The organism is Isachenkonia alkalipeptolytica, assembly GCF_009910325.1.
Taxonomy (GTDB): domain Bacteria; phylum Bacillota; class Clostridia; order Peptostreptococcales; family T1SED10-28; genus Isachenkonia; species Isachenkonia alkalipeptolytica.
The window spans coordinates 340,014-356,979 of the sequence record NZ_SUMG01000001.1; the positions used below are offsets into that span (position 1 = coordinate 340,014).

Below are 16,966 nucleotides of genomic sequence, written 5' to 3' on the forward strand. Positions count from 1 at the left end.
AAACGTAACATTTTTTTTGAGAATGTTGCGTTTTTATTTTTTTGCCAATTTACGCAACCTTTTTAGTATAATAAGGTCTAAGAAGTAATACGTCATACATAATGGGGGTGCCTATGGAAGAAAAACAGCTGATCTCCGCCTTGAAAAGAGGAGACGAAAAAGGCTTTGAAGAGTTTGTACAGCGCTACGGTGATCGACTGTACCGCAGTCTATACTTTACCGTAAAAGATGAAGCTACAGCACGGGACTTGGTGCAGGATACGTTTTTAAAAGTGATAAAACATATAAAAAATTTCAAAGGGGATAGCAAACTCTACACCTGGGTATACCGCATCGCCATTAATCTGATGAAGGACGGATTTAAAAAGAAACGGGAAGATCTAATGGAAATCGAAGACCTTCAGATAGGAAAAAGTCACGTGGAGTCCGATGTATTAAAAAACTTTCATCACCACCAGGTAAAGGAGTGCATTAAAGAAGTTCCCCTGATCTATCGACAAGTAATGGTGCTGTTTTACTTTGAAGAGATGAAAATCAGAGAAATTGCGGAAGTGCTGGAAGAAAAGGAAGGAACCATAAAGAGTAAGCTGTTCCGGGGAAAACAGGCTTTGAAAGAGAAGCTGATCGAAAGGGAGGTTTTCCATGAAAAAGAAACCATTTGATACAAATAGATTGCAGGATGAAAAATTGGATAGTAAAAAAGATTTAGAAGTAAATCAAAAATTAGAAGAAAAGACAGTTCATGAATTTGTCCATGATTTGAGTTATGAGATGGATAAAGAGTCAAATGAAGTCATAGAAAACACTCTGAAATCCGCTTACGCTGAAGAAAAGAAAAATTTACATCTTACAGAGGAGTTTAGACGTTCATTAATTGTGCAGATGAAACAAGTAGCAGCTGAGGAAAGTCTTAATAATACAATATACAATCATTCAGCAATAGAGGATAGCGCAAATTGCACAGCCACCGATGATGCTGATACAGAAGGAGAAAAAATTAAAACTGAAACAAGTTCCAATGGAGTTATTCATAGTATCCGTCACTTTTTAAACCGGGAAATTGAAATTCCCTTAGTGCCGGTATTGGCTGCATCACTGTTACTGATTGCCATAAATGTGATGCCATTAAACTATGAGCCCAGACCGGAAGGAAGAATAATCGAAGTAGGAGGATCCCAACTGTGGATTCCTTACAACGGGGAAGGAGAGGATGTAGCATATGAAAATTAAACTTAAAGTAAAAACCTTAATCCTTTTCAGTCTGGGGTTTCTACTAATGGTATTTGTCCTGCTTCCCAAGGGGAATATTATAATTGCAAGAGCACTCAATCATATGGATTCTCCCTATGCGGAAGCTTTTTATGAGCGGTATCTAGACCAAAACTTCGGGAATCCATCTTTCTCAGCTCGGGTAGAATATGCAGAGAGCTTAATTGATGGATTCCATCGTTATGGAAGGTTTAATAGTTTCAGCGGTGGAGGTTCCAACAATCGCCCGGAGGATATGGAAAAAGCGAAGACACTTATTATTGAAGGATTAAATCGTCAGAAGAACCTGGAAAACCATGAAGTCATCTACATCGAAGCCTATCGATTATTGATGGATCTTCTTATTGCCACCGGCGATGCCGAGGGTTTTAATAGTTGGTTGAATATGGAGGTTGGAGAAAGCAAAGAATTTCAGGAACTCCAATTAGTTTATGAGGCTTATTTTCAGATATACTTTGGTGATATGAAGAGGGCAAAAGTCTTGCTGGAAGAGGAAATTGATCCTGATTATTATCAGAGAGAGCAACAAGTTTTACTTGCAGAAATTGCTTTGCGGGATGGGGACCTAGAAAGTGCAGAGGAACATATAACTCAGGCAAGGGCGTTGTACGCCGAGGATTCTAAAGCTCTAGAACGTTCAGTATTTGGAACAGGTGCTTTTTCTAATCAGAAGTATTGGATGAATAATTACCGTAAGGATATCTCCGGAGATTTTACCCTTTCCGGGAGAGTTGTCTTTGAAGGAGAACCCATGCCTTTTGTGGAGATCTACGTGAAAAGCGGACTGGATTCGGGATGGAGTAGTAGGGGAGAAAGATTTGTGGCCATCACCGATGAAGGGGGCTATTTTGAAACCATCGGTCTTCGAAGAGGAAGTTATGATGTGGGAATCGGTATCGACACCAGCCGGATCCACGATAAATATTATGTTCAAAATCAAGGGGATTTGGCGAAGGGATATCTATTACTGGAAGAGGACCATTATATGGAGTTGTCATTTATAGAACCTATTCAGTTTAATGATGTGAAAGATCGATATACGGTTACGGAAGAAGAGGAATTTAATCTTTCTTGGGAATCGGTTCCGGGGGCAGCCTACTATCAAGTACAATTTCTCTCTTTTAGCAATCCGATGGAAAAATCAGGATCACACACACAACGTCCCTTAATTACATCCGATGGGGAAGAAAAAATTACTGAAAACCAGGGAAATTTTACAGTTTCAAGTATCAATCAAAAAATTATCGGAGGAATCGTTACTTACGGCGATGAGGACATGCTTTTAGGTTCCACAGCAGTACTGCGACCAATCTTGCCGGGTGTGGAGTACCCCATGATCATTAAAGCTTTTGATGAGGCTGGGCAAGAAATTACTTCCAGTCTTGCGCTGCGGGGAGATTACAACGAGGTTCCTAGCTTTACCTTAGAAGGGGAGCTCACAGAAGGAGAAGAGCTGATTTTAAATGAAGATTATCCGGAAGCCATCACCTTTTATAAAGATCATCTCCATGATGAAGAAATTCGAGAAGAAGCCCTTAGAACTCTTAGTCTCTTGTATCATTACGGATGGAAAAGAGGAGAAGAAGATCCGAGCTTAGCTTTGTCCTTCGCAAAGGAATATTTCGAGGAAACAGGACACTCTCAAAACCTGGAGATGATTATCGGACGTTTATCCTTAGAAGAGTTGGAAAAAAATCGTAATAAAATCGAAAATTTGATTCAAGAAATTGAAGAACCAGAGGAGCCGTATAGTATTCAGCAAGTTCGGGCGAACCTTTATCTAATCGATCGAGACTGGGAAAGCGCCTTGACGGTTTATGAAGAAAATGAAGACGCCTTATCTTCGAAAGTACTTTACTTGGACCTTTTACTAGGAGATTATCAAAGAGCTTCGAAAAGGCTACGGGATAGCCGGTTCCATATATACCGCATGGATCCCTTAAGAACCGAAGAAGCGCTTCAGGCTCTTTCTGAAGAAGGGCTATCCTTTGCTGATGAAACTCGATTGGAAAAACTGATGGAAGCCTTGTTAATCGAAAGTAGAGATTCAGCAGAAGAAGTATATAGGGAAATTCTTCCCGATGTTGAGAGCAAAGCGCTACGGGATTTATTGTACGAGATTCATCTAAACAATAATTGGGATCGGGATTGGTAGACTAGGGAAAGATAAGTCCCTGTCTCATCCTTTGCTTGGTCGCTTAGACAGCATTATTGTAACTAAAATTAGCATAATTAATATTTGTAAAACGCTGAATTCCATTAGGAAAACGGCGTTTTTTTCAATCCCTCTCAGCCTCAAGGCGGAGAGAATATCTGTCCCAAGAGGGTTCATTAAAAGATGAAGTTCATATAGAATATGGATATACAGATAAGACACAATCATTCTAGGAGGCGGAGCATTGGGAAAAGAAAAGAAAGCTAAAGAGACTTCATTCTTGAAGGATTTATTACAGATGATCAAAGATTTACCCTATAAAGGATTACTGACGGGGGTATTGGTGACAACCATATTTTTGTCCTTAATACAAATCGTAATTGCGGATTATTTGCGGGTTTTAATGGACTCCCTGGTGGGTGAAAATGATTTCAGCATGGGGATGCTGGGGGTGATGGTCCTTATTTTTGCTGTGGACTTAGTTTTGATTTATTTTCGGACCCTGGCTTCGGAAAAATATTCGGAAAAGAACTTGAAGTATCTACGAAAAGAGTCCACGGATAAGCTGATGGATACCTCCGTGGAAGAAGTGGAGAAAGCCCATTCGGGAGATTTTATCTCGAAGTTGACCAATGACTTAAACAAAATTCAAACATTTACCAAGGAACGGGTACATAACTTTATTTTTGTACCCCTGACAGCGGTATTATCCTTGGCTTATCTACTGTATTTAAACTGGATTCTGACGCTGATTTCCGTCGCCATGATCCCGGTCATCCTGGTGGTATCCAATATCATCGGCAAGCCCATCGGTAAAAAGACCACGGAATACAGCGAAGCCATGGGAAAAATCAATACCATGAACACGGAGTACATTAAGGGGATTGAAGTGGTAAAAGCCTTTCATCTGAATGACCGATTAATGAAAAAGTATACACCGGAAGTGGAAAACAGCGTGCAAAAGGATACCGCCGTGGCGAAAAGTAAGGCGTTTATCAACTCCTTGTCGGGGATTGTCTCCATCCTGCCCTTTTTCATCACCTTCGGTTTTGGTGCCTATTTTATCAGCATCGGTGATTTAACCCTGGGAGGCTTAATTGCCTTTACCAATTTACTAAACTATTTATCCTTTCCCTTATCTCAAATTCCAATGCTGATTGGAAACGGAAAAGGGGATTTGGCGGCCTACAAGCGGGTAAAAAGTGTAATCAATTTAAGCGAGGAGCGAACCGGCGGAAAGGTTTTGGCTTTTGATGAGAACTTTCGGTGGGAAAAGCAGTCTGATCAAGAGGTCATTGCCATTCGAAATCTAAGCTTTACCTATCCCGGTGCTACGGAGCCGTCCCTGAAAAACATCAACATCAGTATTAAAAAGAACCAACAGATCGCCTTGGTGGGAGAAAGTGGAAGCGGGAAAACCACCCTTAGCAAGCTTTTGCTGGGTTTTTACCCCGTGGTTTCGGGGAAAATAGAAATCGGGGGAAAGGATCTTTCCGATTGGAATTTAAAGGCCCTTCGCCAAAATATTGCTTTCGTACCTCAGGAGGTGTATCTGTTTCCCGGAGATGTAGAGGAAAATATTCGTTACGGGAAGCCTGAAGTCGGTGAAGGTGGAATCATCAGTGCTGCAGAAAAGGCTTATGCCCACGGATTTATCAAAAATCTTGATCGGGGATACCATACGGTGGTGGGAGAACTTGGAGACCGGGTGTCCGGAGGACAAAAACAACGAATCTCCTTAGCAAGGGCCTTTCTGAAGGACAGTAATATTGTTTTGTTGGATGAAGCTACCTCGGCCCTGGATAATGAATCGGAAAGCTTGATTCAAAAGGCTTTGGACAGCGAGTTAAAAGAAAAAACATCCATCATTATTGCCCACCGGTTATCCACAATTAAAGACGCCGATGAGATTATTGTTCTAAAAGATGGAGAGATCGTAGGAACGGGTAGTCACTTAGAACTCATTAAAAGCAACGGCTATTACCGAAGCCTTTATCAAAAACAAATGGAAAACGGAAAAAGGGAGGCGATGTAATTGAAGGAGCAGATACTACGAATTTTTGACAACCAAAAAAGTAAAGTCTTGAAGTTCATCCTCCCCTTTATTCTATTAGGACTTGGGAATGCCCTGGTAAATCTGACCCTAGCCACCCTGTTAATGTACGTGTTTGACTACGCCGCAGAAGGGGAGTTTGCGCTGATTTACCGAGTGGTAATCATCTCCGGAATTACTGTGGTTCTGCTTTTTATTACCACACCGATCTTTGCCTACTTCGGGCGAAAAAACATTGCGGTGCTGATGGGAAAACTCCGCCGGGAAACTTTTGCGAAAACCATGAATCTTCCCTATACCTATCATAAAAGCCGGCACTCGGGAGATACCATTTCAAGACTGACCAACGATCTAACAGAATTCGAGACTTTTTTGAAGGAAGGTTTCTTAAATTTTGCCAATCTATTGATTTTAGGAACCGCCGCCGTTATCTATATGTTTGTGCTGGAATATCGGCTGGCCATCGTATTTTTGATTTTTACCCTGGTAATCTTTAAGCTGAATCAGGGGTCGGCGAAAAAAATGAAAGTTCTCAGTGATGAAGTGCAAAACAGAAAATCATTGTTCACCCAAAATCTTACGGATATTTTTCAAGGTTTTCAGGTGATGAAGTCCTATAACCTTGAGAACTTATTAAAGGAAAAAATGGAGGAAGTAAACGAAGGGGTCTATGAAAAAGCCTATCAAAGAAGCCGACAGCAGGCGAAGCTTCGAATCCTCAGCAACCTGGCCTTTACCAGCAGTTTTTTGTTCATCATCGTCTTCGGAATTCTTTTTATCACCCTGGGATGGATGAGTATCGGTGTAGTCGTGGCCTTTACCAATCTTCAAGGGGCCATTAACTCAGTGCTGAACTTCCTTCCCCAGTTTAATCAGTCCTTACAAGGAGCCAGGGCTTCATTGGACCGGGTGTTTGAAATCATCGATGAAGATAATGAACCTTCTGTGATCAATCCAAGAATCGAAGAGTCCGGGAAGCAACGGGAAATTGGTAAGCCTGAATACATTGAATTTCGGAACGTTCGCTTTTCCTATGAAAAGGATCAAGCAACCCCGGTTATTAATAATCTAAGCTTTGCCATGGAAAAAGGAAAATCCATCGCCTTAGTGGGAGAAAGCGGCGGGGGAAAATCCACGATTTTAAAGCTTCTTTTAGGCCTTTATTCAATCGATCAGGGAGAAATCATTGTAGGGAGCCGTTCCACGGCGGACACCGAGATTCGGGATATTCGAAAAGAGTTAGCCTATGTATCCCAGAATCCCTATCTATTTACGGGAACCATTGGGGAGAATATCTCCTACGGCAGGGAAAATACCAGTGAGGAAGAAATCAAAAAAGCGGCGAAAAGAGCCAATGCCCATGACTTTATTATAAAGTTGGAAAAAGGCTACGATACCGTGATCGGAGAACGGGGTCTCGGACTTTCGGGAGGACAGAAACAGCGGATCTCCATTGCTAGAGCCATCATAAAGGATAGTCCTATTCTACTGATGGATGAGGCCACTTCCGCCCTGGATACGGAAAGCGAGCGGCTGATTCAAGAGTCCTTAAAAGAGATGATGAAAGAGAAAACCGGCATCACCATCGCCCACCGCCTCTCCACCATTGAAGACAGCGATGAGATTTTTGTCATTCAGGAGGGGAAACTCATCGAGCGGGGAGATCATCAGACCCTTTTGGATCAAAAAGGCTACTACAGTATGCTTTATCACACCCAGTTTTCCAAAAAAGAAAGGGAAGAGCGGGCAGGTTAAGATATCTGTTGATTTTTAAGAATGTTCTGTTAATTATTAACCAAATGGGGTATAAGCCAAACAAACATGCATTTCGAGGAGAAACTTAAGAGGACACGAAGATCCCGTAACCAGATTTGGACGCTTCCTGTTACGGAGGAGTGAGTAGCGTAACCGGCCTAACAGGTCGGTTTTTTTGTTTTTGTCATTAGGTTTCTTTACAGTGTCTCTGCAACCTCAATCGGCTGAATCGGAAAAGGAGGTGAAAAAATGTCTGATGAGAAAAAAGTAGCTATGATGAACGATTTTGTGAAATCCTTGGAAGAGCAGGACCGGGAAAAATTGATGTCTCTTATAACCGATGACTTCTGTTGGCACAACCCTCATGGAAGTTTCTGTGGACGGGAAGAGATGAACCGATACTTGGACTGGTTCCATAAAAACACAACGAATCTGAAATTCAGAGATGTGGGTTCGGAAAAAGTGATTCAAGGGGATCGAGCTATTTATGAGCATGAAATATCCGGAGTAATGCAAGGGGAGAAGGTGACATTCCTGACGATGTGTTCTTACAAATTTAACAAAGATAAAATCCAAGATGTCAGCACCGTGTATGACCGGCTCAGTCTTGCTGAGCAGGCTTCCTCCTCATGGTTGCCAAAAAAAATGGTCAATTCCGTAGTAAATCAAATGCAAAAAGGGTTATAGGAAACAGCCTTAGAGTAAAAATAAAAGCTGCAGGGAATCTGTAAAGGTTCGTACTGAACGCTCTTTAAGCCGTAAAGTCAAGAGCGTTCTTTTTTAGGATATTAACATATTTTTTTCAAAAAGATAGTGACTGATAAACCACTCATCTCCGTCGTGGAAAGAAAAGAACTCGGCGCAGGCCATGAAAAATACCCGCCAGTAAACCCACCATTTTAAGGCTTCATCTTCCCCTTCTATTTCAGCCATAATAGGCATGATTATGTCTTTTTGCTCATCCATACGTTGAAGCCAGGCTTCCAGGGTTTTTTGGTAATGTATACCGGAAATCGCCCACTGTCTTTCCAATGAAAACCGATCGGTAAAATAATGAAGCAAATCCCGGCTGGGCATAGTGCCGCCTAAAAAGAAGTGTCGGGTCATCCAATCATTATCACTTCGCACTTCATAGGCATAGGGCGTGGTTCGATGGGTAAAGATATGTACAAATAACCGTCCCCTGAGCAATAAAAACTCCGAAATTTTATTCATCAACTGTTCATAATTTCGCATATGCTCAAACATTTCAATAGATATGACACGGTGAAAGCGTACTTCCGTGGTAAAGTCATTGATATCTTCCGTAATCACCGTAAGATTCTCTAAACTCTCCTCCTTAGCCTTGGCATCAATATAAGACTTTTGTGTAGCGGAGTTGGATAGCGCCCAAATATTCGCTGAAGGATATTTTTTTGCCATATACAGCGCTAAAGAGCCCCAACCACACCCTAAATCTAGAATATTTTGCCCATCTTCTATTTCCGCCCGTTGACATGTCAACTTTAGCATGGCTTCTTCCGCATCGCTTAAATGATCTTTCAGTTCTTTAAAAGGAACCGGATTATTCCAATATCCGCAGCTGTATTTCATATGAGTACCTAGAACATGCTGAAAAAATTCTGTAGGGATTTCATAGTGTTGATCGTTAGCTTCCGCAGTATTTATTGCAATCGGTTGCTTTGTTAAATCCTCAATGTATTGAGTGAGATATTGTTGATGCTCTTCTGCGCTGTAGGATGTTATTTCCTTCAATCTGGCTGATGTCATACGACGAGCTCCCCAACGAATCAGAAAATCCGGGATTTTATTTTTCTCCAGTAGCGGTTCAAATCTCATTTAGTAACCTCCTAGTATAAAGTATTTTGCTTATAATATTACCTCTTTTATCAAGGCACATATACCCGGGAAACCTCTCAGTAAACGGAATGATCATAATTTTGAAAAAAATTTAGTTTCAAATTTCAAGCCTAGGGTAAAAAAATGAATACCATTAATCGAAATATCATACAAAATGCTTAATTACTTTAGAGACTATTTATGGAAAGGAGGATTCTCATGGGTGTAAAAGTAAAGTTGTTTTCAAAACTGCGGGAAGGCCGGGAAAAAGAAGTATGCACCAAAGAATGCATGTATGATTTAACAGGCAGCGATACTGTTGAACAGGCCGTGGAAGCATTAAATGTTAACAAAGAAGATATTAAAATTTTGTTAGTCAATGGTCTTGATGCAGAGCTTACAACACCTTTAAAAGATGGAGATACCGTATCCGTGTTTCCACCAACAGGGGGGATGTAGTTTTATTGAATTTTATTAATTACAATTTGTTACAAGCCTCGGGAAGTATTTTATCCCGAGGCATTATTTATAATTCAAAGTCTGCACAAGAAATCTGAAATCAAATATAAAAGAGAGGAGATGGTATTGATGAATCCATTTATTTTTGCTATAGTAACTGGTATTATTATCGGAGTGTTTTCGTTTTTCTTTGAAGCTGTTAATAAAAGTGTTTTAAGACCCTTTGAACCGATTCAAAGGGTAACGGGGAAGTTGAAAAGGAAAAAAACAGTTTACTATTTTTCTGTCGTTATCGTATTACTTGTTGTATTATTTATCGTTGAGGTATACTCCCTTAATGATATGGGTTTTGCAATGATTCTAGGTTTTGTATTTGCAATGAACAATATCTTTTTTCAAAAAGGATTTCATGAGAAAAAAGAACATGCAGATATGGAAGAATGAAAAAGTGGTTAACACACTTGATAGTTCGGGTGTTTTTCATCATTTCAACCGATTTGCAAGAGGGATTGATCATAAGGAGTTCCAACAGGATTTGGACCGGGATATTAAAAAATACCGCTTCGAATCTTTTTGCTATGGACCGAAATCCTGTAAACACTATAAGCTGGGAAGGACCAGTTCGGTCCCTTTGACTTATAAAAAGCGAAAGATGTGCAAAAAACAATAAAAGTCATTGAGAAAAATCCCTTGTAAAGATAAAAATGATAAAAATATTTATTGAAAGTAGCAGGGTATCTGCTTGAAAACTTAACAATAGAACCTTCTATTGTGAGGCTCTGAGGTAAAGCTTCTTTTATGGCGACTGCAATTTGTGGTTGATTTCAAAAGAAGCTTTTATTATGCGAAAAATGCCGAAGGTTTTTTTGGAACCAATTCTCAAAAAATAAAGGATTTGGAGAGGGTTTTGTAGAATAGTACTTTAAAGAGGAGTAATATGTGAACGGAAAGTGTTTTTTTATTATCATTAAGATTATTAATGGACTAATGAAATGGCGTGGTTGCTTGAAACCTCACAAATGAACCGTCCCCGTGTGAGGGGTTCGAACGGAAATTCGAGAAATGGTGGTGTTTGCCCGACAAAACTTTCTAAAGGATCCTCCCTTTAATCGGATTGATCTTCTCAGTTGTCGGAACGTTTTGATCTATCTTGATCCCAAATCCCAAAAAAAGGTGCTTTCCTTTTTCCATTTCGCCTTGAGGCAAAAGGGATATCTTTTTCTCGGAGCCAGTGAATCCCTTGGAGATATGATCAATTCCTTTGAAACCATATCGAGCAAATGGAAGCTCTACCGTGTCAGAGAAGGGGATAAGAAGAACATTCTGGGCAGCCTTCGAGGGGACCCGATCAAAAAGATCCACTCCCCTTCGCCGGGTAAAAAAGTAGGGACCTATTTTAAGGAGATTCAAAACAAAACCTTTCACGAAGAGATCGCCCGGGAAGTAATGAAGGATTATGCACCGGCAACGGTGGCCATTAACGATGAACATAATCTGGTGTACGTTTTCGGAGATGTCAACCCCTATCTGGCTCTGCCAAAGGATAGCTTAAGCTTTAATATTTTAAAAATGGTTAACAAGGCTCTGTCCATTCCCCTGCATACCGCAATCAAACGGGCAAGGGCAACGGGGGAGAGTGTTTCTTATAAAGGAATTCGGCTCTCGGAGAAAAAGATCCGGCTTGTGATAAAGCCCTATTACAGCAAAACCTCCCAAGAGCAGTTTTGGATTGTTTCCTTTATAGAAGGGGAGGTGGAAAAAAGGGATTCTACGGCCAAACCCCAAGGATTGGAAGAAGTCTATGATGAAAAAGAAAACTCCGTCCGAAGAATTACGGACCTGGAGTACGAACTAAACCATAAAGAGGAAACCCTGCAGGCAACGATTGAGGAACTGGAGACTTCCAATGAAGAACTTCAGGCTACCAACGAGGAGCTTCTGGCTTCCAACGAGGAACTTCAAAGTACCAATGAGGAGCTTCAGTCCGTAAACGAAGAGCTTTATACCGTAAACTCCGAGTATCAAAACAAAATCGAAGAGCTGACGGAACTGAATGATGATATGAATAATCTTTTAAACAGTACGGAAATCGGCACGATATTTATTGATAAAAACATGCGAATTCGAAAATTTACCCCGGGAGTGAAAAAACAGCTGAATCTTCTGGATGGGGATGTGGGGCGGCCTCTTAGTCATATTTCCCACAATCTGGATGTGAAGGATTTGCTAAAAGACGGGGCAAGGGTTCTTGAGAATCTGAAGAAAGTCGAAAAAGAGGTAAAAGGCAAGGAGGGGCGATGGTATCTGATGAAGATTATACCCTACCGAACTTCCGATGACAGGATTAAAGGGATCGTGATCAGTTTTGTGGACATAACCATGGTTCGTGCTCAGAAACATCGAATTAATGAACTGTCACAGGAAAATACGGAGTTAAGAGAAAAGTAGCGGAATTTGGTTGCTTCTAATCAGCGGAGTAAAGAAATAAGACTAGGCCTGAAGTAGGAGAGCTGTTATAATAATAGCAAAGGCAAACGTACCGAAAGGCAGGGATACCAAATGAACGAACAACAGAACATAAAAAATATCCGGGACCTGCAAAGGGCCCTTAAAAAGTCAGAAGACTTACTGCGAAAGGTTATTGACACCATTCCCCTCAGGGTATTCTGGAAGGATCGAAATTGTCGATACTTAGGCTGTAACAAAGCCTTTGCCAAGGATTCCGGATGGGAAGAACCGGAAAAACTTATCGGCAAAACCGATTATGAAATGGCCTGGAAATTTTACGCGGAGGATTATCAAAAAGATGACCGATTCGTAATGGAAACCGGGGAGGAGAAAATCAACTTTATCGAAAATGTGGTGAATGAGAAAGGGGAACATCGATATGTACGAACCAGCAAAATTCCCCTGTATGATGAAAAAGAGCGGATATTTGGTATGCTGGGAACCTTTGAGGATATTACGGATATCATGGAAATAAAAAAGGCCCTGAAAGAAAGTGAAAAACGCTACGAAGAGCTTACCTTACGAAGTCGTGCCCTGGTTTTTGAGCTGGATCCAAAGGGGCAGTTTACCTACGTCAGTCCCTCGGCCAAAGCCCTTTTCGGCTATGAGGAAGAGGAACTTTTAGGAAAAATGTTTTTTTATGAACTGGCTCCCGAGGATCAAAGGGAGGAGCTGAAAGCCTTTGGAGAAGAAATCCTAAAACAGGGGGGAACAGTTTCCGACTTTGAGCACACCCTACAGACCAAGGATGGACGGCGGATCAGCGTTATGACCAACGGGTTTTGCACCCTTAACAAGCGGGGAGAGGTGGAGAGCTTTCAGGGGATTGATGTGGATATCACCCATATTAAAGAAGCGGAGGAACGGGTGAGATATCTCAGTTATCATGATCAATTAACCGGTCTGTATAATCGCCATTTTATCGAGGAAGAGATGCAGCGATTGGATGTGGAAAGAAATCTACCCCTGTCCATGATTATGATTGATGCCAACGGATTAAAACTGGTTAATGATGCCTTCGGTCATAAAGCGGGAGACGAGCTCCTTTTAAAGACGGCTCGAGTAGTGAAACAGGTCACCCGTAAGGAGGACCTGGTTGCCAGAACCGGCGGAGATGAATTTCTGGTTTTTCTTCCCGAAACAGGAGTGGAGGAAACCTTAAAGATACAAAAAAGAATGGAGGACTTGGCAAAGGAGGTAATCGTTTGCAATCTGCCCTTATCCTTTTCAGTGGGATCCTATACCAAAAAACATACCCGCATCACGATGGAGGATGCCCTAAGCCAAGCGGAAACCCGCATGTATCGTCAGAAATTCCGAGAGCGGGAAACCGTACGAAAAAAGTATATCAATGGAATTTTACAACAGTTATTTATTCGATCTCCCGAGGAAAAACGCCATGCAGAGCGGATCAAAGAACTTTCCCGAAGGATCGGTGTTTCTATGGGCATTGAAGGCAGAAAACTTCAGAATCTGGAAAGAGCCGCCTACTATCATGATATCGGGAAAATCAGTATAAGGGAGGATCTGTTACTGAAAAAAGGAAAGCTGAATAAAAAGGAAGAGCAGGAAATCACCCGGCATAGTGAAATCGGTTACTCCATTTTTAACTCCTCAACAGAGTTTATTCCTTTGAGTGATACTCTACTTGCCCATCATGAGCGCTATGACGGGAAGGGTTACCCTAAGGGTCTGAAGGGAAAAGAAATCCCTCTGTGGTCTCAGATTATTCACTTTGCCAACCTCTATGATGACCTAACCAGTACCCGCACCCGACAAGAAGTCTACTCCTGTGAAAAGGCCCTGGAAGAGCTAACGGAAGCAAAGGGCACCGCCATCGATCCCGAGTACTTTGATCAATGGATGGAAGTTTTAGATAAGAGGAGCTAAATACAGGCAATATAGAATACGTAGAAAACCAGCTAACGAAAGCTATGTCACTTGAAAAAAATCATTATAAAAGACACCGCCTGTAGGATTCTATAAAGTCCTAAGGCGGTGTCTTTTATAGGATTATTTTATGACAGGCAACTTGATGTTTTCTATTCAGCGTTTTTAGTTCCGGGTCTTGGAGTCGACAATGCTCATCTCCTTGAGCACAACGAGAATAAAAACGACAGCCTTTCTGTATATTGATCGGACTTGGAATTTCCTTGGACATTTTAATTCGTCGATTCCGCATAGGATTCAAAATATCGGTGCTGGGCATCGATGAAAGCAGGGCCTTGGTATAGGGGTGCTGAGGGTTTTGGTACAGCTCCTGGCTGTCTGCCAGCTCTACGATATTTCCTAAGTACATTACGGCAATACGGTCGGAGATATGCTTAACCATGGAAAGATCATGGGCGATAAACAAATAGGTAAGGCCCAGCTCTTTTTGCAGATCGATTAAAAGATTGACGATCTGGGCTTGAATCGACACATCCAAGGCGGAAATCGGCTCATCGCATACGATAAACTCCGGTTCGACGCTTAAGGTTCTGGCAATACCGATGCGCTGCCGCTGCCCGCCGGAAAACTCATGGGGAAAGCGGGAGGCCTGTTCCCGGTTAAGTCCTACCATCTCCAGCAGTTCCTGAATCCTTCGGGTTTTCGCTTTACCCCGATAGCCTCCGTGCAGGGCCAGACCTTCGGAGACAATATCCCCGACGGTCATTCGGGGGTTTAACGAGGCGTAGGGGTCCTGGAGTATGATTTGGGCGCGTTTTTTATAAGCCCGGTCGGCTTTGCCCTTCAGGTTGAAAATATCCTCTCCGTCGAATAAAACCTTGCCGGAGGTGGGCTGATAGAGCTTGATCAAGGTCCGTCCGAGGGTAGTCTTGCCGCAGCCCGACTCCCCTACTACCCCTAAGGTTTCCTGTTTTTGGATTTTAAAGGACACCTGATTTACCGCGGAGAGGGTTTGTTTACGCTTTAACCTAAACTCCTTGCTGAGGTTTTCTACTTCCAACAACACATTAGACATTGAAATCCCTCCTTTCCTCCGAGTTATTGTTTTCCCCCAGGGGATGGCCCAACCAGCAGCGGTAGGAATGGTCCTTAGACAACGAATAAAGCGGGGGTTCATGTTTGGCACAGACATTCATCGCTAAGGCGCAGCGGTTCATAAAGCCGCACCCCTTGGGAGGATTCAACAGGTCCGGAGGCTGGCCCTTTAAGGAATAAAGACGGCTCTTGGAAAGACCGGCAACATCGGGAACGGATTGAAGAAGCGCCCGGGTATAGGGATGGGCGGGGCGGTTAAAGAGGTCCTTCGCCGTGGCTTTTTCCACCACTTTCCCGGCATACATCACGTGAATCTTTGTGGCGATTTCCGCCGCCAGCCCCAGGTCATGGGTGATTAGAATAATGGACATATTCAGTTTTTCCCGAAGGTCCAGCAAAAGGTCCATAATATCCGCCTGGATGGTCACATCCAAGGCCGTGGTGGGCTCATCGGCGATCAGAACCTTGGGGCTGCAGGCCAGGGCAATGGCAATCACCACCCGCTGGCGCATACCCCCGGAAAATTCATGGGGGAACTGGCGGATTCTTTCCTTGGGGTTCGGGATCCTTACCAGCTCCAATATATCGATGGATTTTTCCATAGCCTGTTTTTTCGATAATTTTTCATGAATCATCAGACTCTCGGCGATCTGCTCCCCGATGGTCATCGTGGGGTTCAGGTACGTCATGGGATCCTGAAAGATCATGGAAATATCCCGTCCCCGCACTTTTCGAAGATCCTTTTCCTTTAATCGGAGCAAATCCGACCCTTCAAAGAGGATCTTCGAGGTATCGGGTATTTTGGTAATTTTTTTCGGCAGCAGCCGCAAAATACTCTTGGACATGACGGTCTTTCCGCATCCGGATTCTCCGACGACCACCAGCACATCCTTTGGATAGAGACTGAGATCCAGTCCTCGTACCGCCTGTATGGTTCCGGCATAAGTGTGAAAATTTATTTGAAGATTTTCAACTTGCAATAAGGGTTCCATAATCAACCTCCTTTGTTATTCTCGTAGTTTCGGATCCAGGGCATCCCGCAAACCGTCCCCCAACAATTGAAAAGACAGCATCGTTAAACTGATCATCAATGCAGGAAAGAACATCTGATAGGGATAAAAAGCCATATTCTGCTGGGCGCCGGAAGCCAGGGCCCCCCAGCTGGTCATCGGGGACTGAACCCCCAAACCGATGTAGGATAGAAAGGCTTCTCCAAAAATAAAGGAGGGGATATCAAAGGTTGCGGCAACCACCATTACCCCCAGGGTATTGGGAATCAGATGCTGGAAAATCACTTTAAAAGGATGGGTTCCCAGAGCCTTAGCGGCTAAGATGTAATCCTGTTCTTTAATCTGCATGATTTGTCCCCGTACCAGCCGGGCCATGTGACACCAGCCTGTAATCGTCATTGCGATAATCAGCGAAGGAATTCCCTGGCCGATAATTAACGAGACAATAATCACCACCACTAAATAGGGAACGCTGACCAGGATCTCAAGGATTCGCATCATCACGGTATCGAGTTTGCCGCCGAAATAGCCGGCGACCCCGCCGTAGAGGGTCCCGAGGATCACGTCAATTAAGGCTCCAATGAGACCGATGCCGATGGAAACCCTCCCGCCGATCCAGATCCGGGTAAAAATATCCCGCCCCAGATTGTCGGTCCCGAACCAGTGCTCCGCCGACGGGGACTGATTGATCATCGAGGCGTCCTGCTGGTGGTAGGTATAGGGGGTCAAAAAAGGACCGATCAGGCACATTATAAACAACAGCAGCAAAATCCCCAGGGCGATCAGAGAAACTTTATTGGCTTTTAGCCTTCTCCAGGCATCCTGCCAATAGGAAATACTGGGTCTTCCCGCCAGCTCATCGGCGGCATCCTCCCGCCGGAAGGGCTGGAAATCTTCAACTTGAAATTCTATATAATCTTTTTCCAAAACGTC

14 protein-coding genes and 1 riboswitch are annotated in these 16,966 nt (G+C 42.8%); of the genes, 10 read left to right on the plus strand and 4 right to left on the minus strand.

Annotation, left to right across the window (positions count from 1 at the left end; genetic code table 11):
• Positions 1-113 precede the first annotated feature (113 nt).
• From ISALK_RS01620 to ISALK_RS01645, 6 genes are all read left to right on the plus strand, one after another.
• Positions 114-662 (plus strand): RNA polymerase sigma factor, encoded by a 549-nt coding sequence (locus ISALK_RS01620; protein WP_160718481.1) that lies wholly within the window; start codon positions 114-116, stop codon positions 660-662.
• The gene (locus tag ISALK_RS01625; RefSeq protein WP_160718482.1) at positions 643-1,230 is read left to right on the plus strand and encodes a hypothetical protein; all 588 of its coding nucleotides are present in this window, start codon (positions 643-645) and stop codon (positions 1,228-1,230) included. Before ISALK_RS01620 ends, ISALK_RS01625 begins: the two co-directional genes overlap by 20 nt.
• Entirely contained in the window at positions 1,220-3,424 is a 2,205-nt protein-coding gene (locus ISALK_RS01630) for a hypothetical protein (protein WP_160718483.1), read from the plus strand. Before ISALK_RS01625 ends, ISALK_RS01630 begins: the two co-directional genes overlap by 11 nt.
• A gap of 244 nt (positions 3,425-3,668) precedes the next feature.
• A complete protein-coding gene (locus tag ISALK_RS01635; protein ID WP_160718484.1) occupies positions 3,669-5,459 on the plus strand; it encodes an ABC transporter ATP-binding protein in 1,791 nt (596 codons plus the stop codon).
• Complete coding sequence (locus tag ISALK_RS01640) at positions 5,460-7,232, plus strand: ABC transporter ATP-binding protein (protein WP_160718485.1); 1,773 nt, start codon at positions 5,460-5,462, stop codon at positions 7,230-7,232.
• An 82-nt stretch (positions 7,233-7,314) separates the two neighbouring features.
• Positions 7,315-7,400: riboswitch (cyclic di-GMP riboswitch) on the plus strand.
• An 81-nt stretch (positions 7,401-7,481) separates the two neighbouring features.
• Positions 7,482-7,919: a nuclear transport factor 2 family protein gene (locus ISALK_RS01645; protein WP_160718486.1), complete on the plus strand. Its 438-nt coding sequence runs from the start codon at positions 7,482-7,484 to the stop codon at positions 7,917-7,919.
• A gap of 93 nt (positions 7,920-8,012) precedes the next feature.
• On the opposite strand, the gene ISALK_RS01650 is transcribed toward ISALK_RS01645, so the two are convergent.
• Positions 8,013-9,071, minus strand: a complete 1,059-nt coding sequence (locus ISALK_RS01650; RefSeq protein WP_160718487.1) for an SAM-dependent methyltransferase — start codon at positions 9,069-9,071, stop codon at positions 8,013-8,015.
• A gap of 219 nt (positions 9,072-9,290) precedes the next feature.
• Between ISALK_RS01650 and ISALK_RS01655 the strand changes: the two genes are divergently transcribed.
• From ISALK_RS01655 to ISALK_RS01670, 4 genes are all read left to right on the plus strand, one after another.
• A complete protein-coding gene (locus ISALK_RS01655) occupies positions 9,291-9,530 on the plus strand; it encodes a MoaD/ThiS family protein (protein WP_160718488.1) in 240 nt (79 codons plus the stop codon).
• Between the two features lie 129 nt (positions 9,531-9,659).
• Entirely contained in the window at positions 9,660-9,974 is a 315-nt protein-coding gene (locus ISALK_RS01660) for a hypothetical protein (protein WP_160718489.1), read from the plus strand.
• 609 nt (positions 9,975-10,583) lie between these two features.
• A complete protein-coding gene (locus tag ISALK_RS15490; RefSeq protein ID WP_371723382.1) occupies positions 10,584-11,978 on the plus strand; it encodes a PAS domain-containing protein in 1,395 nt (464 codons plus the stop codon).
• 111 nt (positions 11,979-12,089) lie between these two features.
• On the plus strand, positions 12,090-13,928 hold the full coding sequence (locus ISALK_RS01670) for a sensor domain-containing diguanylate cyclase/phosphohydrolase (RefSeq protein WP_160718491.1): 1,839 nt from the start codon (positions 12,090-12,092) through the stop codon (positions 13,926-13,928).
• A gap of 115 nt (positions 13,929-14,043) precedes the next feature.
• Here ISALK_RS01670 and ISALK_RS01675 read toward each other — a convergent pair whose 3' ends face one another.
• The 3 genes from ISALK_RS01675 to ISALK_RS01685 are packed head-to-tail and all read right to left on the minus strand — an operon-like array spanning position 14,044 to position 16,960.
• A complete protein-coding gene (locus tag ISALK_RS01675; protein WP_160718492.1) occupies positions 14,044-15,003 on the minus strand; it encodes an ABC transporter ATP-binding protein in 960 nt (319 codons plus the stop codon).
• Entirely contained in the window at positions 14,996-16,015 is a 1,020-nt protein-coding gene (locus tag ISALK_RS01680; protein ID WP_160718493.1) for an ABC transporter ATP-binding protein, read from the minus strand. The genes ISALK_RS01675 and ISALK_RS01680 overlap by 8 nt, the downstream gene beginning before the upstream one ends.
• Before the next feature lie 15 nt (positions 16,016-16,030).
• A complete protein-coding gene (locus ISALK_RS01685) occupies positions 16,031-16,960 on the minus strand; it encodes an ABC transporter permease (RefSeq protein WP_201756814.1) in 930 nt (309 codons plus the stop codon).
• Positions 16,961-16,966 lie beyond the last annotated feature (6 nt).